Raw genomic sequence first — 20,406 nt, 5'->3', positions numbered from 1 at the left:
AGGTGAAATGACATGGCGGCTTTAGATAAAAGCTTACCTTTGGAATATCAATCCGAACAAAGCAGATTGAATATCCTAGGATTCTGGATTTTTCTTGGGGCTGAAATTATGCTGTTCGCAACACTTTTCGCCTCTTATCTAGTCCTTGCTGGTCGTACGGCAGATGGCCCAACACCAGCGCAATTGTTTGAACTTAAAACGCTTTTAATTCAAACATTACTACTTTTAACAAGTAGTTTTACATGCGGTATCGTAATTCATGAAATGCGTAAGCATAACCAAAAAGCGATGCTTGGATGGTTCGTCCTTACATTACTTTTAGGTGCAGGTTTCCTATTCTTCGAGATCGAAGAGTTCATTATGTACATTGGTGAAGGCGCAACAATTCAAACAAGTGCTTTCTTATCTGGATTCTTCGTTCTTCTTGGAACGCATGGAGCCCACGTAACAGGCGGTATCATTTGGGCAATTTGTGTTATTATCCAAATTTTAAAACGAGGTTTAACACCAGTTACAGCTCGTAAAGTATTCATTATCAGCTTATACTGGCATTTCCTTGATCTTGTTTGGGTCTTTATTTACACACTAGTTTACTTGAACGGGATGGTGGCGTAAATGGCTCAAAACAACAATCAAGCAAACGGACATGCGCATAGCGGATTCCCTTGGTCACACGTTTTCGGATTTATTTTATCGCTTGCATTAACGTTTCTAGCGTTATACGTGGCACTTTACACAACATTGCCACTTTCAACAGTCTTAACAACTATTATCATAATGGCTGTTGCGCAAGCATTGTTACAATTAATTATGTTCATGCATTTAAAAGAAGGAGAAGGAAGAGTTCAAATTCTTACAATGATATACAGTTTCTTCGTTGCAACTGCAACAGTTGGTTTAACTGTATGGATCTTCTTCTCAATGTAATGTACATGAAAAAGACTGCTGAGATTCCTCAGCAGTCTTTTTTTATCCCCTCTATTACATCCACATTACGGAATTAACAGCATAATCATGAAAAATATACTTATTATGACAAATGTTAAGAAAAGTCTTTCTTTATGAAATCGAATCCATATGCGTTGCTTTTCTACCTATTATATGGCTAAATAGGTACTATATTTATTTGAAGGGAGAGAACGCAATGGAACATCATACTTCTGTTCTATCACTTATGGTTGTCGTTGCAATCGCGTTTTTCGTTCCCCTTTTGTTACAACGCTTTAAATTAAAAGCACTTCCTGTGGTCGTTGCAGAAATTATTGCAGGAATCTTTGTAGGTAAAAGTGGGTTTAATATTATTGAGCCAGATATATGGCTTCAAGTTTTATCAACATTAGGATTTATCTTCCTCATGTTCTTAAGCGGTTTAGAAATTGATTTTTCTATCTTTAAACAAAAAGGGAAAAAAAATACGACAAACGAACCAAATACATTTCAGGCAGCAAGCATTATCTTCTTATTTATTTTCATCTTATCTTATGCCCTATCATTACTATTCGTATGGCTAGGATTCGTAGATAATGCAATGTTCATGACTTTAATTATTTCAACTATTTCTTTAGGTGTTGTTGTACCAACATTAAAAGAGAATAACTTAGGAAAAACAGCAATTGGGCAAATCATTTTATTAGTCGCTGTTATTGCGGATTTAGTTACAATGATTTTACTCGCTGTATTCGTCGGATTAAATTCCGAAAGCGGCCAAAGCATGTGGCTTCTTCTTCTTCTATTCGGCGCTGGTATTGTTATTTACTTCGTTGCAAAACGTTTTAAAAACATTCCATACTTAGATAGTTTAAAAGCTGGTAGTGTACAAATTGATACACGAGCTGTTTTTGCACTCATTTTAATCTTAGTTGGGTTATCGGAATCTGTTGGAGCAGAAAATATTTTAGGCGCCTTCTTAGCAGGTGTACTTGTATCGTTATTATCACCAAATGAAGATATGGTGGAAAAACTTGATTCTATCGGCTATGGTTTCTTCATCCCTATTTTCTTCGTAATGGTTGGTGTAAATCTAGAGGTGTGGTCTATTTTCAAAGAACCTTCTAGTATGCTAATGATTCCAATCTTAATTGTAGGACTCTTTATTTCGAAACTCTTACCATCACTCGTCTTAAGAAAATGGTATCCACGTAATATCGTACTTGGAAGTGCAATCTTATTAACATCGACACTTTCTTTAGTTATTGCGGCTGCACAAATTGGTGAAAAACTGGAGATCATCAGTCCAAGTTTATCTGTCTCTCTTATTTTAAGCGCAGTTATTACTTGTATTTTTGCACCTATATTGTTTAAAAAAATGTTCCCAAAAGTAGAAACACCAAAACCAAAAGTAGCTATTATTGGCGCGAGCAGAATTACCCTTCCGTTATCACTAGATTTAAAACGAGAAGATTATGACGTAACGCTATATATGATGCGTCAAAACAAAATAAATGATGAAGAAGCGACATCACATGACTTCCCTATCGTGAAATTAGATGACATCACAATCGCATCATTAACTGAACAAACAGCATTTGATGCAGATCGCGTCGTTGTTGCAACAAGTGATGATGAACAAAACTTATTATTGGCAGAACATGCAAAAGAGCTAGGTGTTGAACATGTTATTGCAAGTGTAGAAGATCCACTTCTACAAGAAAAAGCAACGCAAGAACATATCGCTGTATTCTCAACAATTAACTCTACACGTATTTTATTACGTGCGCTTATTGATAAACCTAGTCTCGTTCGCTTAATTACAACAGCAAACGAAACAGTCCGTGAAGTTGAACTACGGAGCAATAAATATAACGGCGTTGCACTTCGTCGCCTTCCGTTTTTAGGTGATGTACTAGTCATTCAAATTTATCGTGGAAATAAAGCATTAATCCCACATGGGGATACAAGACTACAACACGGTGATACATTACTTGTAACAGGCTCAAAAGAACATATCGATACACTAAAAAACATATTAGAATAAAAAAATGCCCCTCACATAATTGAGGGGCATTTTTTCCATTTCATATGGTAAAATGTTACTATCACATATTATGGGGATGGATTACATTATGTCTATTATAACTTTAGCTCTCTTATTATTAGCCGAAATACTCGTTGCCATTATTCTCATCGGTGTTAGTATTGAGATTTGTAGTTACGGATGGAAAAAATCGAATGGAATAAAATATTCTTGCCTCCTACTTTCACTCCTTCTTGGAACTGCTAGCATACTCGGACTTCTCGCCGCACCTGCCTATTTCTTTATACAATTAACAGAAAAAGCGTTATAAGAAAGGATGTTAATATGATTACCGTGAAAAATATTGAGGGATCTGAAACTTACGTATTACGTCAAAAAATTTTACGCCCCAATCAAACATTAGCAGATTGTAAATACCCTTCCGATTATGAAACAGATACCTTTCACTTAGGCGCATTTATAAACGATCAACTTATTAGTATCGCTTCTTTCTCAAAGGAAATGCATCCCGACTTACAAGCAGGTATGCATTATCGTCTACGAGGAATGGCCACATTGCCTGAGTTTCGAAACAACCACGCTGGAAGCTCCTTAATTCAGAAAGCAGAACAAATCTTACAAGAGCGTCAAGCAAATATGCTATGGTGTAATGGCCGAATTACTGTAGCTGACTATTACAAGCGCTTAGGCTTCCAAGAACATGGTGAAATCTTTGAAATTGAACCAATTGGCCTTCATAAAGTACTGTATAAAAGAATATAAGAAAAGCTTTCCGCAATACGGGAAAGCTTTTCTTATATTTCAATCTTCACTTTTTATCTTTTTCATATATATGTATATAAACAGACTAGGAACTAAAAAACAAGCAAACATAATAAATCCTGTCATACTAATTTCCTTTATCGAAATATCTGGTGTTACAACGATACAAATAGCTAAAATCCCAATAACAATACTTACAGGAATTAATAATAGTTTCATGAAATAGCTACGTGATACTCCCCCTGTATGCTCATACACTTCCACTGAATTTTTCAGATTTAAAAAGTTAATAACTACAATCCCACCCATAAATACCATTAATAAATCCGAAACACTTTCATATCCTGCATCTTGCAAAACGTAGCGATAAAAAACAATACCTAGTATGAAAATATTTTGTAAGATGAAAACTAATCTAATATGTTTTAACCCTTCAATCATTAAACGTTCATCTTTCACAATTTTCATCGAATCACTCCTTTTCCTCCCAAAACAAATCATTCAAAGTTTTATCTACTGCATAACAAATTTTCAAACATAAATCTAAAGACGGATTGTATTTGCCCTTCTCAATTAAACTAATCGTTTGCCTTGTAACGCCTACTTTTTCTGCTAATTGTTGCTGTGTTAAATCTAACTGAACACGCGCGACTTTTATTTTACTTACAGCCATTCATGTTCCCCCTCCATCCATATTGTAACATATATATTCCATTAAGTAATTTATATTTTGCGTGACTGATTATAGTTTCACTTTATTATACACAAAAAAGGAGCCCCTCATAAGAAGCCCCCTCTCCTATATTATAAGAATAAATGACATCCAAATAAAATTGTAAATAAGTAGAGTAACGGATGCACTTCCATCCCTTTCCCTTTCACAATTTTCAAGACTGGATACACTAAAAATCCAATTGCAATTCCATTCGCAATACTAGATGTTAACGGAATACCTATAAAAATTAAAAATGCTGGTAACGCATCTTCAAATTCATTCCAATTAATATCTCGAATGCTTTGTGCCATTAAACTACCTACTATAATTAATGAAGGAGCTGTAATAGCGGCTACACTTGATAAAGAAGCAATAACAGGACTAAAAAATGCCGTTATAATTGTTAGACCAACAACTACAATCCCTGTTAACCCAGTTTTACCACCTGCAGCAATACCTGCTGACGATTCAATCGTCGCTGCTGTTGGGCTTGTTCCAAAGATAGAACCTGTAGTCCCGCCAATTGCATCTGCAATAAACGCTTTACCAAAACGCTTCTCTGTATTGTCTGTAATTAAACCTGCTTGTTTAATTAAACCAAGTAATGCACCTGTTGTATCGAATAAAAGTACAAGTAAAAATGAAAATACAACGCCGTATAATCCGTATTCAATTACATCTGAAAAGGCATTGATTGGGTTTGAAACGATGATACCCTCTGGTAAATGAGGCATCGCCACAATTTTATCAGCAAACTTCAATTGCCCTGTAAAGAAGGCAATAATTCCTGTCACAATCATACTAATAAATAATGCACCGCTCACACGCAATGTCATTAATACCGCCGCTAATATTAAACCAATTAAAGTTAAAATAACAGCTGGAGAATGAAAATCACCAATCGTAACTAAATTAGACGGATGATCCACGATAATTCCAGAAAGGCGCAATCCAATAAAAGCAATAAATAGTCCAATTCCACCTGCAATTGCATGCTTTAAACTATCAGGAATTGCTAAAATTAACTTTTGCCTAAACGAAGTAAAAGATAATAAAAGAAAAATAATCCCCGTTACAAATACAGCTGAAAAGGCAACTACATATGTAATCCCTTCTGCCTTCTGTACAACAGAATAAGCAAAATATGCATTCATTCCCATAGCTGGAGCAATAACAATCGGGTAATTCGCGAAAATCGCCATACCTACTGTTCCAACAACGGTTGCAATAATTGTTGCTGTAAACGCTTGGTCAAATGGTACACCTGCATCAGATAATATTTTTGGATTGATGACAAGAATATACGCAAATGTAAAAAAAGTTGTGATGCCAGCTAAAAACTCTTGCTTCACAGAAGTGTTATATTTTTGTAATTGAAACATGCTTATGTACCCTTCCTACACCTGAATTATTATCACACATTCTTTTTCTTACTAGTATGTGAGAAAATATAATACTTAATCTTAACAATCAATAAAAAGAAGAGTCAATATATTCCCTAATAGTTAGAATTTTAAGTTTAAGTCTGACAAGTACAGATGTAGTACAGTTCATTATGATTATTTTTGTAGCATAACAGATAGAAATGTTTTATAATTTGAAATAGTTAAATATTTAGTAAACGCATTCAAATATCGTTCACTCTACAAGGGGGATTCTTCTTATGCAGCACACAAACAAATCTGGAACTTTAAATCGTGGTTTAAAAGAACGACATATTACTTTAATGTCACTGGGCTCAGCTATTGGCGTTGGGCTATTTTTAGGATCCGCTTCCGCCATTAAACTAGCAGGTCCTTCTATTTTGCTAGGCTATATGATTGCCGGTCTCGTTATTTTTTTCATTATGCGAGCGCTTGGGGAAATGGCAATTGAACAACCTGTTGCTGGTTCTTTTAGTAAATATGCATATGATTATATTGGACCACTCGCTGGTTATATTACTGGTTGGAATTACTGGTTCTTATGGGTTGTTACTTGTATGGCTGAAATTACAGCAGCTGGTATTTACATGCAGTACTGGTTCCCAGATATCCCGCGCTGGACTTGGGCATTACTTGCTCTATTATTAATGAGCGCTTTTAACTTCTTATCGGTAAAAGTATTTGGAGAACTTGAGTTTTGGTTTGCTCTCATTAAAATTGTCACAATTATCTGTATGATAGTAGTCGGAGCTGGTATTATTTTATTCGGATTCGGAAACGGTGGTATCGCTACTGGTATTTCAAATCTTTGGTCACATGGTGGCTGGTTCCCAAATGGATTTTCTGGGTTACTACTCTCCATGCAGATGGTACTATTCGCTTATTTAGGCGTTGAATTAATCGGTGTTACAGCTGGTGAGGCTCAAAATCCGAAGAAAACACTCGCAAAGGCAATCGATAACGTATTTTGGAGAATTCTACTCTTTTACGTTGGGGCATTATTCGTTATGATGGCAATTTATCCATGGAACGAACTTGGTGAGAAAGGCAGTCCATTCGTATTAACATTCCAACAAATTGGTATCGCAAAAGCAGCAGGTATTATTAACTTTGTCGTATTAACAGCAGCTCTTTCTTCTTGTAACGGTGGTTTATTTAGTACAGGCCGTATGCTATATACATTAGCTCAGCAGAAAAAAGCTCCTGAAAGATTTGGTCGTTTAAATAAAAATGGCATTCCAAGCCAAGGAATTGTAGCAACTGCTATCGTTTTACTAATTGGTGTTATATTAAACTATCTCGTACCTGCAAAGGTATTTACATGGCTTACTAGCATTTCAACTTTCGGTGCAATTTGGACTTGGGGAATTATATTAGTCGCTCAAATTAAATTCCGTAAAAGCTTGCCTACTCAAAATAAACAAAAGTTATCGTATAAAATGCCTTTATACCCATTAAGCTCATATTTCTCACTCGTTTTCCTTGTATTAGTATTAGGTATAATGGCGTATTCAGAAGATACACGAATTGCATTGATTGTCGGCCCAATTTGGCTTATCGGCTTAGCAATCGTATATTACATGAAAGGGTTTCATAAGATTGATGAAACACCTAACTCAAAAATTAGTTAAGCAAAACATCCCTTCCTTATTACTTGGAAGGGATGTTTTTATATCTATATAAATATTTCTCAACAAAATTCACGGTATTTTTACAATTTTTTAATATTTTTTATGTTTTCCGTCTTTATTTTTACAGAAAAATAAATTACATTATTAAAGCACATATATTTATTATTAGGGGGATTCTTCTATGAAGAATAAAAAATGGATTACATTTTCTTTAGCAACAGCAATTACACTAAGTATAGGGACCTCGTTCATATCGTCTACTTATGCCGAAAGCTCTGTAGACCCAGCTCCTGAAATTGCTGCAAAAGTTGTAAATCAAAACAATGGGAAGAAAGTATTATTCGATAATACACACGGTCAAACTGCTGGGACAGCTGACTGGGTTATTGACGGCGGCTTTTCTGACTTCGGAAACGGCATTGCAAAAAACGGATATCACGTAAAGGAACTTCGTAAATCAACACCTATTACGTACGAAGACTTAAAAGATTACAATGTATTTATCGTTCCAGAAGCTAATATTCCTTACAAAAAATCTGAGCAGGACGCTATGTTACAATATGTAAAAAATGGTGGTAGTATCTTCTTTATTGCTGATCATTACAATGCAGATCGTAATAAAAATCGCTGGGACTCTTCTGAAGTATTTAATGGATATAGACGCGGTGCTTGGGATAATCCAGCAAAAGGAATGTCTAATGAAGAAGCTAATTCACAAGCTATGCAAGGAGTAGAAAGCTCTGATTGGCTCTCTGACAACTTCGGTATTCGCTTCCGCTACAATGCACTTGGTGATGTTTCAGCGAAAACAATTGTATCGCCTGAACAATCTTTCGGAATTACAAAAGGTGTTTCGTCTGTAGCAATGCATGCTGGTTCTACTCTAGCAATTACAAACCCAAAACTAGCAAAAGGACTTGTTTACCTTCCAGAAAATCCATCAAAATGGAATAACGCTGTTGATAGTGGCGTTTATAATGGCGGTGGTATTGCAGAAGGCCCATATGCTGCTATCGCAAAAGTAGGACTTGGAAAAGCTGCCTTTATTGGTGACTCTTCTCCTGTTGAAGATGCTACGCCAAAATACGTTCGTGAAGATTCTGGCCAAACAAAGAAAACTTACGATGGTTATAAAGAAGAAAACGATGCGATTTTATTAGAAAACATCGTAAATTGGTTATCAAATAAAGAGACATTTACAAGTTTAGATCAAGTAAATGGTTTACAACTTGATTCACCTACAGCTCTACAAACATTTGAACAGCCAAGCTTATCAACAGAACCACAACCTGAACCTTGGAGTGCACCAAATGCAGGTTATCAATGGTTTAATACAAATACTTTTAAACCAGGTTCATACGGTTATAACGGTGCGGTAACAACAAGCGACTACGTCGTTACACACCCTAGCATTCTACCAAACAATGAAATTTTCCAAATGAAGATTCAAGTAAATAACTTACTACCTAATACAACGTATAACAACTATTCTTTAGGTATCTTCACTACTGGTGGAACACAAGTGGCTAAAGTACAAAATGCAAACGGCACTTGGCCATCTACTTTCGGATATAGTAGTGCATTTTCTTTCACAACAAACAGCTTAGGCTCTGCTGAGAAAGTTGTAAATGTACAGATTGATTCAAATACAACTGGACAAGCAACGCTTCGTCTACGCCAAAATACAACAACGAAATATAATGAAACTGTAACGATTAATAAGAAATAATAAAAAAGGCAATCCATACATGGATTGCCTTCTTCTCACTTCTCTTCCTTCGAGAAAAACATTCTTGAAATAACGATACCTATACTACCGACGATTAGGAATAACACTGCCCTAATCATCATCGATACCTCTGGTAAGTCAAGTAAGAATAACTTCCCTACCGTTACGACTAAAACGACTAAACCAGCATATAATATTTCATCCATATTTCTATTTCTTCCAAACCAAACCGCAAATAATGCATATACCATCCATAATAACGATACTGATACACTAATTACGCTTCCATCTGCAGATAAAACTTCACCGATTCTCGTAATTGTAATAAATACAATTATCATAAACCAATAGAGCACTATAGAATACATATATTTGCCGAAGCTCGCTAATACTTCTTTCGCTTCTCTCATGCAATAATAGAACGTTCCTATTAAAATAAGATGAGCAACAAAGCCTGCCGAAATAAATTGATCAAACGGGCTAAAAATAGTCTGTATCATTCCAATTGCGTAAACCGTCGCACTAACATACAATTTTATCTGTTGTTTTACTTTAATAGAAGTGACCATGCCGAGGAAACCTTGTAACAATAGTACAATCGCTGCATTCACTAAACTATACTCATATAAAATTGCTAAACTAAATGCTCCCATTGCGAAACCAAATAAGAGATTTGTAAATGTAGAATGTCTATTTTTCCTATATTCACATACGAACATAGCGGCATGCACGAGTGCACTAATAATTAATCCCCATGTTGTAAAATCAGGTATTTTTGAAATAGCTAGTATAAAGAACACTGCATTCGCACTAAATATCGCCAAACGTGGTTCTAGTATAAAACTTCTCTCCGTAAACATATGCCAAAATAATAGTAAATGAATCAAACCATATACAATCGTTAACTGTATTTGCAAGTTCTCTACTAACATTGACATAACAGCAAAGAAAACGAAAAGGACAATGGCAGCAACAGCGTAAGAAATCATATATAAGTATTTATAACGATTTTTCAACGCATACCATAATAAACTAAGTGTTAATACTGTCTCATATCCAAAGAAAATATAAGGATTAGGAGTCGTACTATTTAACAAGAATGGTACGAAGAACGCACCGACCGCTACGAAAATAGTGAGATATTCCGATTGATATCTTTTCGCTAAATAAATCCCTAAAATAACCCATGCAATATTACAGAGAAACGCGACACTTGCCGGAATAAATCCATATAAATAATGTGCTGCAAACGTCGTTAGAACAATCCCGGTAATACTTCCTCCAGCTAATACTAATCCTAACGCTTGCCGCTCTCTTTTAATTTGAATATCTCCTATATAATACAACCCGATAGATAATGCGATACCAAACACAATTCGTATCGCTGGTGTTAATAAACCAGCATCTACCCCTGCTTTAAATAACCAGATCACTCCAAGCAACATAATACCGACAAATACACGCGGTAACCACGTCTGACAAAACTTAATAATATTAAATGGCTCTGGTTTAAAAGCCGATATATCTACTTGTTTTAACTCAGGTTCTTGCAAAGGCTCTTTTATCTTAACTATTTCTTCTTTTGGCTTTTCCTCCATTACCGTTTCAATATATTCTTTCTTGTTCTTACTAACATGTTGCTGAGCGTTTTCTACTTCTATTTCCCTCTGCTTTACTTTTAATTCAGCAAGTGCTTCTTGAATTGTTTCAATTGCCGTTTCGAGTGCTTCTATTTTCTTATCCAAATCCTTCTTCATACGCTCCCCCCTTATTCGTAACTCTCATTGAACCTATATATTACCAATTATCTTTATCATACTCTTAGTCTATTCATTTTCAATAGTATTTTTCCAAAAAAAGAAAGGTGTCTTCCCAAAATAGGAAAACACCTTTTTACTCATTTATTCTTATTTAGAAAAATGCTAACGATAAAACCAAGACACATGCCTACAATAGCTGGAACAATCCACCCAACACCTTCTGTATAAAACGGGATGTATTTTAATGCTGACGTCCACTGATTCATCATTACATTTTTATTTAAAATGTCAATTGCACTAAATATCGCTACAACCAAAACAGTTACTGCATATACGTATGCATACTTTCCAATATACTGATGGAATAACCCTAGAATAATAAGCGTTAACGCAATTGGATAAATAAATCCAAGAATTGGTACTGATACTTTTAAAATTTGCGTTAACCCTAAATTAGCTAAAATCATACTAACAACGCTTACTATAAATGCCCACAATTTATAAGATACTTTCGGAAATGCACTCGCAAAAAATTGACTACAAGACGTAACAAGTCCAATTGAAACACATAAACACGCGATAGTAAAAATAAGACCTAATAAAACGACTCCGCCCTGTCCAAATAATGTAATCATAACTTGTGCTAACACTTTCGCACCGTTATCAAATGTTCCTAATGAGCCACTAATTGCCCCCACATATCCAAGGATGACATAAATAATAGATAATAATAGTCCTGCCCCAATTCCAGCAATACTCATATATTTCGCTAAACCTTTATCATCTTCAATACCCTTTGCACGTAATGCATTTGCAATAACAATTCCAAAGATTAAAGCAGCTAACGCATCCATTGTTAAATATCCATCTAAAAACCCTTGAAACATAGGAGCTTGGCCATAGTTCCCTATTGGTTCTTTCATATCTCCTACTGTTGTAAACATACTCTTTATAAAAATGAGTGCAATCATACATAATAATAACGGCGTCAAGACTTTTCCAAACAACCCCATTAATTTAGATGGGGATAAACTTAACCAGTAAACAATACTAAAGAAAATAACTGTGTAAAACAATAATAATCCGTTTCCTGCTTCAGGGAATAACTGACCTGGCCCCATTTCAAAAGCTAAACTTCCCGCACGGGGTATACCAAGCCCAGGTCCAATAAATACATACACGATACATGGAAAAATAATTGCAAATGAAGAATGAACCCTACCCGCTAACGTTTGAAAACTTCCTGCTTTTGCAATAGAGATAACACCTAATATAGGAAGACCTGTTGCTGATATAATAAACCCTACTAATGAAATCCAAACATGTTCTCCTGCTTCATACCCAAGGAAAGGTGGAAATATCAGATTCCCTGCTCCAAAGAACATAGAGAATAACATAAGGCTAATAAGTAAAATTTCTTTTTTCTGTAACAATTTCATTTCTTTCTCCTTCTTTAATTTCATCTTTTATGAAATCAATTTCACATATAAAAAAGTACAATAACCCGCTTCCTTACAAAGAAAACATAGTCCATAGTCTATCACAAAAGAAACACCCATTCTATAGCTATTCCTCTTTTCCAATTTCTTCTGAAAAATCAACCTTTATTGACTTATAATAGTTAATAAAGTAAAATATTAAATGTACAAAATTATTAACTTTGTTTTTGTTTGTGTCAGGAGGAAAATAACATGGAATCAGCGATACAACTAGAAAGAGAACAACAAAGAAAAAAGAAACATCCTCCAGGTTTATACTTACTCTTCTTTACAGAAATGTGGGAAAGATTTAGTTACTATGGATTACGAGGATTATTAACATTATATTTAACGACAGCTTTAGTAAGCGGTGGTCTTGGGTTTAGTCCCGCATGGGCACTCTCTATTTACGGATTTTATACTGGAGCCTGTTATTTCACACCAATGATTGGTGGATACTTAACAGACCGTTTTCTAGGTAGACGAAAAGCAATCACAATTGGTGGTATAACAATGGCAATCGGTAACCTTACACTATTTGCCTTGCAAAACCAATTAGGCCTATACCTCGGATTAGCGCTTATTATTATCGGTAACGGATTCTTCAAACCGAACATCTCTACACTGGTTGGAGAATTATACGAAGAGAACGATCCAAAACGTGATAGTGCATTTACCATTTTCTATATGGGTATTAACGTCGGTTCATTTTTAGCTCCACTCGTTTGCGGATTTTTATCAGAAAATTTATTCAAAACAACAGTTGATGGCGTTGTACATTACGGATTCCGTTACGGTTTCTTAGCCGCTTCAATCGGAATGATCATTGGACAAATTTTATTTACAACACTATCAAATCGCTTCCTTGGTAATATCGGTAAAAAACCAACTCGCGATTTACAAACAGCTGCTGGACAACCATCAGTAGGAGATACACCATTAACAAAAAAAGAAAAACAACGTACCGCAGTTATCGTCATTTTAACATGCTTCGTTGTCTTCTTCTGGGCTGGCTTTGAACAAGCTGGTAGCTCATTAACATTATATACAAACAAATTTGTAGACCGCTCTGTGTTCGGATGGGAAGTTCCAACATCTTGGTTCCAATCGGTCAATCCATTATTTATTATTTTACTTGCTCCAGTCATTTCTGCATTATGGGCAAAACTTGCAACTCGCAAGCAGGGTGATTTAAAAATCCCAACTAAAATGGGACTTGGTATGATTTTGCTCGGTATTGGTTATATCATTCTCGTTATCGCTACATTAAAAACAGGTAGTGATGAACATAACATTACAGAAAAAGCAAACTTACTGTTTATCGTCTTTACGTATCTTTTCCATACGTTAGGTGAGCTATTCTTATCACCTGTCGGACTATCAATGGTTAGTGCGCTTGCTCCGGTAAAATTAGCATCTTTACTAATGGGTGTATGGCTAGCAAGTTCAGGTATCGCCAACATTTTAGGCGGACAACTTGCAAGCTTCACAACTTCACTTGGATACGCTGAAGTATTCACAGTTATTGGCGCTGTGGCAATTGTACTAGGTTGTGTTTTATTATTAATTTCTAAGAAATTAGTGAAATGGATGGATTAAAAAAGATGAGGAATTTCTCCTCATCTTTTTTTATGCTGTTTTACCTTTTTCAATTGCTTGTTCGTACAGCTCTTTATGTTCTTTATATTCACTTGGTACGAAACTCTTATAGAAGAATGAGAACCAGCTGTCTCCCTTTTTATACCCTTCTTCTCGAATTTCCGCTGCTTTTTTATTCGATTTAAATCCTTCAGTAAACCATTTCTTTAACAATTCATTTCTTTCATACTTAGCAGGAACTTTTAAATCATAGTTTTCAAATGCATACTTATAGCCAGCCTTTTCTACTACCTTTTTTGTAGACTTATAGCCTTTTTCATACGCTGTTTCATATGCCTTCACGTATACTTCTTTCTCTCTATTTCCAGGATTCTTTTCAGCTAGTTCTTTCCCTGTCTTTTCCCCTAACTCAGCTTGCTCTTTTTCAATTTTTTCTGTTCTTTCTTTATTCCCTACTTTGAATCCGTCTGCAAAGTTTACCTTAAACTCTGGAGCAACTTGACTATCGTCCATCGTCTCTTGTGCTAAACCTTGTTCTTTTCCTTTTTCAAAATGCGTTTTCTTCTGCTCTTCTAAAGACCATACGGCTGCATAAGTCGCTTTAAACGCTTGTTTATATGCATCAGATTTTCCAGCTACATGCACTTCTGCATCATTTTTTCCTGCTTTAAAATCAGTTTCTCCATTCTTTTGACCTTCAAGTTGACCTTTTTCCATATCAGCTTGGCGCTGCGCTTCCTCTTGCTTACGTGCCTCTTCAGCTTTTCTTTGTTCCTCGGCTACACGTTGTCTCTCTTCTTCAGCTTTACGCTGTGCTTCTGCATTACGTTGTTTTTCCGCCTCAGCGTTGCGTTGCACTTCTGCAGCACGTTGTTTTTCCGCCTCGGTATTGCGCTGTGCTTCTGCTTGTCTCTCAGCTTCTACAGCACTATTATTATTCTGGCTAGGAGCTGGGCTCGTTGCGCCACTACTAGAAGCTGGTTTATTGTGATAATGATATTCCCCGTACTGTAATCCCCATTTCTCACAATTTGTACGACACGTATGTCCGCCATTAGCATCTGTACGCCCTGGATGTGCATAAGCTGAAATCGGAGCTACCAATAACGCTATACTCGTTGTTAAAAGAAGTTTCTTCACCTGTTGTCTCACTCTTGTTCCTCCCAAAATATAGAATCCTAACTTTATTATACATAAATAGAATAATATTTAAATACAAAACCGAAATATTCTATTATTTCTCAACATTAGTAAAAAAGAAGGTGAACTCTTTAAAGAGTTCACCTTCTTTTTTACTTCTTCGCCTTCGTTCTTACTAAATCACCAGCAACAACATAACGCTTAGAATTATCCTTTACAGATACACATGTAATAAGCGTTATCTCATCTTTCCCATGATCCTCTACAACTTCCCACTTATCAGGAGTCACTTCAGATACACCAGTAACCGCATACTCATATTCATTTTCATTGTCATACAAATAAATTTTATCGCCTTTTTTCAAAGAAGCTATATCACTAAATAAAACACCTTTTTTAGACATGTTATGTCCTGCTAATGCGTAATTTCCTTTTCCCATAACTTGATTCTCTTTTACTGTCGCTGCACCTGATAATAAGTTTTTTTCAGTAGAAGCTTTTAAAACAGGCAGTTCTACTGAAACACTTGGAATCGAAATACGACCAATTACTTGTTTCTTATCTAATGATGCATTCGCCACTTCCGCCAAGTCTGGTTGATTAATTTTGGAAGCATCTACAAATTCCGTCTCATGCTTTTCATAATCCATCTTTTGAACAGCCTGCACATTTTCAGTCTGTTTCTTTTCAGCCTGATATCCATCATAAAATGGCTTTCCAATTAACACGCCACCTACAACAAATAGCAGAATTGCTACTATACTATAAATTCTTTGCTTATTCATACACAGTTCCTTTCCCTTACAAAATCTTACTCTATATAAAATGATAAAATAATATCGCTATATGTACAAGTATTAGCTTGAAAAGAAACCTTCTTGCCGATGCAAGAAGGTTTCTTTTCAAGCTAATTTATTTCTGTATAGTGATACGTGAAATACTGTCATTTGAATAAAGAAAATAGAAAATAGAATATATAATGGGTATCCAGGAAGATATTCATTAATAATAGGCGAAAAAGTTAAAAATCCAACTGCACAAGGTAACACAAACCATAACGATACAAATGTTGTTCGACAAGCTTTATCCGTAATCGCTTTTTCACGTTCATCTTCTAGCGGAAATAATAATGGATACATCCAAAAAGATAAATTCTTATATTTTTTCTTTTGAATTCTATAAAAAATTGTAACTATAATTGCTCCAATAAATAATAAAATGAATGGTACTCCATTAAACCATACTTCAAATGGGAATTTGTCGTTTTTAATTATATCTGCTAACTCTGTAATAACACTATAAAATTCAACAAATGTCCAACATGCTAGTGCAGTATAGAGTACATTTATAATATAAGAAAAAACAATTCTATTCATCCTCTTCCTCCTCCTTATTTAAAACAAACACGTCTTCCATCTTTAACTGGAACACATCACAAATCGTAAGTGCTAATAACAAAGAAGGAACGTAATCCCCTTTTTCAATTGCAGCAATTGTTTGTCTCGTTACTCCAACCTTTTCTGCTAATACACTTTGCGTAAAGTTAAAACGAGCTCTTAATTCTTTTACTCTGTTTAAAATGGTCAAATTTACCACCTCTCACCATTATTGTATGCTACCCTTAACAAAATGTAAACTCAACTTAACATTATTATTATAAAAAAATCCAACTCTACGTATTGTAAAGTTGGATTACGTTTTAGTTTAAAATTGTAACTTTAACAATTTTTCTTCCCCATTGACTAGAAGACCCTTTATCAGGCATTAACACATCAATTCTGTTACCTTTAATCGCTCCACCAGTATCTGCTGCAATTGCGACTCCATACCCTTCAACATTTACAGTTTTGCCTAATGGAATAACTTTTGGATCTACAGCAATTAATTTCATTCCTGGGTTTGCAGTTAGATTATAACCTTTACCACCTGGTCCCCATGCAGAAAATACTTGTTGACCTGGCGCATAACCATTTTCTCCTGGATCAGCTGTATAAGCTGTAGCTTCTACATAAATTTCTTTCCCACCAGCAGTTGGCTTAGAAGATGGTTCAGGTTGTGCAGGTTTTGTAGGTTCTACCTTCGAATTATTATTAGCAACTGGTTCAGCTGGTTTATTAGCTTTTTCCTGCTTTTGCTTTTCAGCAATTTCCGCTTGTGCTTTCGCTAAAGCTTCTTGCTCTGCTTTTGCAGCCGCTTCTGCTTTTGCACGCTCTTCCGCTGCGATTCTTGCTGCTTCTTGTTCACGAGCAATCGTTTCTTGTACTGCCTTCATATTTGATTCAATTTTAGCTTTCTCTTCCGCTGCTAAATTAAGTTGGCTTGCAACTTCATTATATTTAGCTTGAACTGTTTGCAAGTTATCTTGACGTTTTTTCAGGTTATCTTGCAGTTCAGCTTGCGCTTTTGCTAATTTTTGTTTATCTACTACTAAAGATGCTTCTTTTTCGTCAATTGTTTTCTTGTCCTCTTCAATTTGACGAAGATCTTGTTCTTGTAGACGTAAAATTTCTTTATCAGCTTCTAGAATAGTAGAAACTGCGTTCATACGTTGTAAGAAGTCTGCAAAGTTTTTTGACTCTACTACAACTTCTACTACTAAACTTGTATTTGAACTGTTTTGAACAGAAACCATACGTTTTCTCATAATATCTTTACGAGCAAGGACTTTATCCTCTAAAACGATAATTTCTTCCTTTTTTTGTTCAATCTGCTTATGTGTTTCATCAATTTTACGTTGAATAGCAGCTTGATCCTCTTTATTTTTTGCAATTGTATTATTTAAATTATGTAGTTCGTTTTCGATACCTTTAATTTCTTTACTAACAGCTTGCTTTTCTTGCTCTTTCTTTTGCATTTCTGCATCGTTTTGTTGCAATTGCTGTTGCATGTTGTTAAGTTTCTCGTCGTTTGACTCTGCTTTAACAGCGACTGTACTAGAAAGACCGATAATTCCTGCTAATACTAGACAGCTGATTCGCTTAAAATAGTTCATAATCCGACTCCCTTCTTATACAGTTATACATGATTTATTTTACAGTTTGTTTACAAAACGATTAAATACAGTTTATTTTTCGTGACGAAAAAAAGAGAATTATGAATAAAATGTAATAGATTCTTAAATATTTAACAATTCCTATATTTAAAAAATACAAAAGATGCTAAAATCCAAATATAGAGAAAATATAACTTTCGAAGGCGGTTGAAATAAATACATGTTTACTCAAAAAAAATCACTCCAACATACAATTTCTCAATTAGAAGAGCGTATACAAGAATTAGAATTAGAATTAAAACAAAAAGATATTGAAAAACAAGAGACTATTTCTACTATCCACGATCGTGTACAAAGCGTTGTCCAAGAGCATCAACTTGTAAATAACCAACACAATACACTTCAAAGCTTAGTTCAACAATTAAGTTCATGTTTCGAAAATGTTTCAACACGTACGACACATTCCAATGAGTTAAATAATGAAATGTTACAAAAGGAACAAAGCTTAATTCAGTCTATTGCAGAAATTATTGACTGCTCTAATGAAGGAAAAGAATCCGTTCACCGCTTACTTATTGTAATTAATAAATTAGGTGAACAATCTCAACGCACGTCTAATAGTATGAATCATCTAAGCGAACGCTCAAAGGAAATCGAGCAAATTGTAGAAGTCATTCAAAACATTGCAGCACAAACAAATTTACTTGCTTTAAATGCGAGTATTGAAGCCGCGCGTGCTGGAGAGCATGGTAAGGGATTCGCTGTCGTTGCCAATGAAGTAAGAAAACTAGCGGAAAGTACAGCAGAAAGTACAAAAAACATCGGCAACTTAACGAAAAAAATTCAAGAAGAAATTGAAAAAGCATATGATAACACAAAAGATAATTTACATTTAGTTGATGAAGGTGTAGAAATGAGCGCCGATACAAATGCTAGAATTGAAAATATTTTAGTTATGATTCAAACGTTACAAAATGGTGCTACAAATGTTATTAAGGCTATCGAAAACCAAAAGTCTTGTAATGATGACATATTACGAGAATTCGCTAACACACAACAAATGTTCCAAAAATTAAATACTACTATTATGAATCATATTCATGATGCTGAAAAAGTCGATGTTCAATTGTCTAAAAGTCTTCAAGAAACAGTAACTTCTTAATTAAAAATAAAAATCCCTTATACTGCTATAAGGGATTTTTATTTTATTTTGAATATTTATTTCTTTTCAATATTCATCCATATCTTTGTTATAATGGAAAAGTTGTTTCTTTCAACTAATAAACAAGGAGGTTATTATGGAACAATTTTACTACGTTTTAAAATATTTAATTCTCGGTCTGTTCCAAGGACTAACAGAACCAATTCCGATTTCTTCAAGTGGTCATCTCGTTTTAGCACAACATTTGCTAGGACTAAAAATAGAAGGGTTTAGCTTCGAACTACTTGTTAATTCAGCTTCATTATTAGCTGTATTACTTATTTATAGAAATGATTTAATTCGTCTAACGAAGAATGGTCTCTCTTATATATTTACAAGAGCAGAAGACGCAAAATCAGATTTCTTCTTTATTATTTATCTTGTTATTGCAACCATTCCAGCAGGTGTTATTGGTGTTTTATTTAAAGATTACATCGATCAGTACTTAAAAGGTGTGAAGATGGTTGGGATTTCCCTTCTTATTACTGCTGTCGGCCTTTGGATTATTAGAAATTTACGCGGTCGTAAAAATGATGGCGACCTTTCTATGAAAGATGCAATCATCGTCGGATTAGCACAAGCTTGCGCACTGATTCCCGGAATAAGCCGATCTGGTGCCACAATCGTAGCAGCAATGTTACTTGGTATGAAGCAAGAAACAGCACTTCGCTTCTCATTCTTACTATACATTCCTGTTAGCTTAGGTGGCTTATTGTTAAGCATTACAGACATTGCAAATGATCCAAATCTAGACACATTATTCGTACCATATGTCGTTGCATTCATCGCAACATTTATCATGACGTATATTTCACTAAAATGGTTTATGAACATTATGGCAAAAGGAAATTTAAAATATTTCTCTTTCTATTGTATTATCGTAGGTGTACTTACTCTTATTTTCTTATAAAGTAAAACTTACAAATTGAAAGCGAGTCATCTAGTGTAATAGAATGACTCGCTTTTTTATACCTCTATTAAGTTAAAATCTATTATTTACT

20 protein-coding genes are annotated in these 20,406 nt (G+C 34.9%); 10 read left to right on the top strand and 10 right to left on the bottom strand.

What is annotated here, in order from left to right:
- Window positions 1–12: 12 nt before the first annotated feature.
- The 5 genes from qoxC (at window position 13) to BC_RS03475 (ending at window position 3,736) form a co-directional block, all read left to right on the top strand.
- Window positions 13–615 (top strand): cytochrome aa3 quinol oxidase subunit III, encoded by a 603-nt coding sequence (gene qoxC / locus BC_RS03495; protein ID WP_000729317.1) that lies wholly within the window; start codon window positions 13–15, stop codon window positions 613–615.
- Window positions 616–927: a cytochrome aa3 quinol oxidase subunit IV gene (qoxD, locus tag BC_RS03490; RefSeq protein WP_000068425.1), complete on the top strand. Its 312-nt coding sequence runs from the start codon at window positions 616–618 to the stop codon at window positions 925–927.
- Window positions 928–1,144: 217 nt separating this feature from the next.
- Window positions 1,145–2,974 (top strand): monovalent cation:proton antiporter family protein, encoded by a 1,830-nt coding sequence (locus BC_RS03485; RefSeq protein ID WP_000399967.1) that lies wholly within the window; start codon window positions 1,145–1,147, stop codon window positions 2,972–2,974.
- A 52-nt stretch (window positions 2,975–3,026) separates the two neighbouring features.
- The gene (locus BC_RS03480; RefSeq protein WP_000926991.1) at window positions 3,027–3,284 is read left to right on the top strand and encodes a DUF4022 family protein; all 258 of its coding nucleotides are present in this window, start codon (window positions 3,027–3,029) and stop codon (window positions 3,282–3,284) included.
- A 14-nt stretch (window positions 3,285–3,298) separates the two neighbouring features.
- Window positions 3,299–3,736, top strand: a complete 438-nt coding sequence (locus BC_RS03475) for a GNAT family N-acetyltransferase (RefSeq protein ID WP_000633769.1) — start codon at window positions 3,299–3,301, stop codon at window positions 3,734–3,736.
- 39 nt (window positions 3,737–3,775) lie between these two features.
- On the opposite strand, the gene BC_RS03470 is transcribed toward BC_RS03475, so the two are convergent.
- From BC_RS03470 to BC_RS03460, 3 genes are all read right to left on the bottom strand, one after another.
- The gene (locus BC_RS03470) at window positions 3,776–4,204 is read right to left on the bottom strand and encodes a hypothetical protein (RefSeq protein ID WP_000706637.1); all 429 of its coding nucleotides are present in this window, start codon (window positions 4,202–4,204) and stop codon (window positions 3,776–3,778) included.
- Window positions 4,205–4,208: 4 nt separating this feature from the next.
- Complete coding sequence (locus BC_RS03465; RefSeq protein WP_000301182.1) at window positions 4,209–4,409, bottom strand: helix-turn-helix transcriptional regulator; 201 nt, start codon at window positions 4,407–4,409, stop codon at window positions 4,209–4,211.
- Window positions 4,410–4,540: 131 nt separating this feature from the next.
- A complete protein-coding gene (locus tag BC_RS03460; protein WP_000487192.1) occupies window positions 4,541–5,833 on the bottom strand; it encodes an NCS2 family permease in 1,293 nt (430 codons plus the stop codon).
- Window positions 5,834–6,114: 281 nt separating this feature from the next.
- Between BC_RS03460 and BC_RS03455 the strand changes: the two genes are divergently transcribed.
- Both BC_RS03455 and BC_RS03450 read left to right on the top strand, forming a co-directional pair.
- Complete coding sequence (locus BC_RS03455; RefSeq protein ID WP_001164897.1) at window positions 6,115–7,506, top strand: amino acid permease; 1,392 nt, start codon at window positions 6,115–6,117, stop codon at window positions 7,504–7,506.
- A gap of 181 nt (window positions 7,507–7,687) precedes the next feature.
- Window positions 7,688–9,235 carry a hypothetical protein gene (locus tag BC_RS03450; protein ID WP_000791522.1) on the top strand — a complete coding sequence of 516 codons (1,548 nt, stop codon included), beginning with the start codon at window positions 7,688–7,690 and terminating at the stop codon, window positions 9,233–9,235.
- Window positions 9,236–9,270: 35 nt separating this feature from the next.
- Here BC_RS03450 and BC_RS03445 read toward each other — a convergent pair whose 3' ends face one another.
- Window positions 9,271–10,992, bottom strand: coding sequence for a DUF2339 domain-containing protein (locus BC_RS03445; protein ID WP_000710918.1), 1,722 nt, complete (start codon window positions 10,990–10,992; stop codon window positions 9,271–9,273).
- 140 nt (window positions 10,993–11,132) lie between these two features.
- Window positions 11,133–12,434, bottom strand: coding sequence for a branched-chain amino acid transport system II carrier protein BrnQ1 (gene brnQ1, locus BC_RS03440; RefSeq protein ID WP_000771689.1), 1,302 nt, complete (start codon window positions 12,432–12,434; stop codon window positions 11,133–11,135).
- Between the two features lie 252 nt (window positions 12,435–12,686).
- Here brnQ1 and BC_RS03435 point away from each other — a divergent pair, with 252 nt between their 5' ends.
- Entirely contained in the window at window positions 12,687–14,072 is a 1,386-nt protein-coding gene (locus tag BC_RS03435; RefSeq protein ID WP_000443143.1) for a peptide MFS transporter, read from the top strand.
- 30 nt (window positions 14,073–14,102) lie between these two features.
- Here the strand turns inward: BC_RS03435 and BC_RS03430 are convergent, their stop codons facing one another.
- From BC_RS03430 to BC_RS03410, 5 genes are all read right to left on the bottom strand, one after another.
- Window positions 14,103–15,224: a YHYH domain-containing protein gene (locus tag BC_RS03430; protein ID WP_001249819.1), complete on the bottom strand. Its 1,122-nt coding sequence runs from the start codon at window positions 15,222–15,224 to the stop codon at window positions 14,103–14,105.
- Window positions 15,225–15,364: 140 nt separating this feature from the next.
- Entirely contained in the window at window positions 15,365–15,997 is a 633-nt protein-coding gene (locus tag BC_RS03425; protein ID WP_001041726.1) for a class A sortase, read from the bottom strand.
- A gap of 117 nt (window positions 15,998–16,114) precedes the next feature.
- Window positions 16,115–16,588, bottom strand: a complete 474-nt coding sequence (locus tag BC_RS03420; RefSeq protein WP_001080038.1) for a hypothetical protein — start codon at window positions 16,586–16,588, stop codon at window positions 16,115–16,117.
- The gene (locus BC_RS03415) at window positions 16,581–16,808 is read right to left on the bottom strand and encodes a helix-turn-helix transcriptional regulator (RefSeq protein ID WP_011109823.1); all 228 of its coding nucleotides are present in this window, start codon (window positions 16,806–16,808) and stop codon (window positions 16,581–16,583) included. The genes BC_RS03420 and BC_RS03415 overlap by 8 nt, the downstream gene beginning before the upstream one ends.
- Before the next feature lie 103 nt (window positions 16,809–16,911).
- A complete protein-coding gene (locus BC_RS03410; protein ID WP_001105776.1) occupies window positions 16,912–18,204 on the bottom strand; it encodes a 3D domain-containing protein in 1,293 nt (430 codons plus the stop codon).
- Between the two features lie 220 nt (window positions 18,205–18,424).
- Here BC_RS03410 and BC_RS03405 point away from each other — a divergent pair, with 220 nt between their 5' ends.
- The gene (locus BC_RS03405) at window positions 18,425–19,366 is read left to right on the top strand and encodes a methyl-accepting chemotaxis protein (RefSeq protein WP_000495039.1); all 942 of its coding nucleotides are present in this window, start codon (window positions 18,425–18,427) and stop codon (window positions 19,364–19,366) included.
- 136 nt (window positions 19,367–19,502) lie between these two features.
- Window positions 19,503–20,315, top strand: a complete 813-nt coding sequence (locus BC_RS03400; RefSeq protein ID WP_000434794.1) for an undecaprenyl-diphosphate phosphatase — start codon at window positions 19,503–19,505, stop codon at window positions 20,313–20,315.
- The last annotated feature ends 91 nt before the right edge of the window (window positions 20,316–20,406 follow it).

Origin of the sequence: Bacillus cereus ATCC 14579 (genome assembly GCF_000007825.1) — a bacterium.
Taxonomy (GTDB): Bacteria; Bacillota; Bacilli; order Bacillales; family Bacillaceae_G; genus Bacillus_A; species Bacillus_A cereus.
This window is presented reverse-complemented; position numbering and strand designations above follow the sequence as displayed.

Bases quoted from the DNA above. Each gene is read 5' to 3' on its own strand.
- BC_RS03435 (WP_000443143.1), top strand. From the start codon at position 12,687: ATGGAATCAGCGATACAACTAGAAAGAGAACAACAAAGAAAAAAGAAA.
- BC_RS03485 (WP_000399967.1), top strand. From the start codon at position 1,145: ATGGAACATCATACTTCTGTTCTATCACTTATGGTTGTCGTTGCAATC.
- BC_RS03410 (WP_001105776.1), bottom strand. From the start codon at position 18,204: ATGAACTATTTTAAGCGAATCAGCTGTCTAGTATTAGCAGGAATTATC.
- BC_RS03405 (WP_000495039.1), top strand. From the start codon at position 18,425: ATGTTTACTCAAAAAAAATCACTCCAACATACAATTTCTCAATTAGAA.
- BC_RS03460 (WP_000487192.1), bottom strand. From the start codon at position 5,833: ATGTTTCAATTACAAAAATATAACACTTCTGTGAAGCAAGAGTTTTTA.
- BC_RS03450 (WP_000791522.1), top strand. From the start codon at position 7,688: ATGAAGAATAAAAAATGGATTACATTTTCTTTAGCAACAGCAATTACA.
- qoxD (WP_000068425.1), top strand. From the start codon at position 616: ATGGCTCAAAACAACAATCAAGCAAACGGACATGCGCATAGCGGATTC.
- BC_RS03470 (WP_000706637.1), bottom strand. From the start codon at position 4,204: ATGAAAATTGTGAAAGATGAACGTTTAATGATTGAAGGGTTAAAACAT.
- BC_RS03455 (WP_001164897.1), top strand. From the start codon at position 6,115: ATGCAGCACACAAACAAATCTGGAACTTTAAATCGTGGTTTAAAAGAA.
- BC_RS03445 (WP_000710918.1), bottom strand. From the start codon at position 10,992: ATGAAGAAGGATTTGGATAAGAAAATAGAAGCACTCGAAACGGCAATT.
- BC_RS03465 (WP_000301182.1), bottom strand. From the start codon at position 4,409: ATGGCTGTAAGTAAAATAAAAGTCGCGCGTGTTCAGTTAGATTTAACA.
- BC_RS03420 (WP_001080038.1), bottom strand. From the start codon at position 16,588: ATGAATAGAATTGTTTTTTCTTATATTATAAATGTACTCTATACTGCA.
- qoxC (WP_000729317.1), top strand. From the start codon at position 13: ATGGCGGCTTTAGATAAAAGCTTACCTTTGGAATATCAATCCGAACAA.
- BC_RS03400 (WP_000434794.1), top strand. From the start codon at position 19,503: ATGGAACAATTTTACTACGTTTTAAAATATTTAATTCTCGGTCTGTTC.
- BC_RS03425 (WP_001041726.1), bottom strand. From the start codon at position 15,997: ATGAATAAGCAAAGAATTTATAGTATAGTAGCAATTCTGCTATTTGTT.
- BC_RS03480 (WP_000926991.1), top strand. From the start codon at position 3,027: ATGTTACTATCACATATTATGGGGATGGATTACATTATGTCTATTATA.
- BC_RS03475 (WP_000633769.1), top strand. From the start codon at position 3,299: ATGATTACCGTGAAAAATATTGAGGGATCTGAAACTTACGTATTACGT.
- brnQ1 (WP_000771689.1), bottom strand. From the start codon at position 12,434: ATGAAATTGTTACAGAAAAAAGAAATTTTACTTATTAGCCTTATGTTA.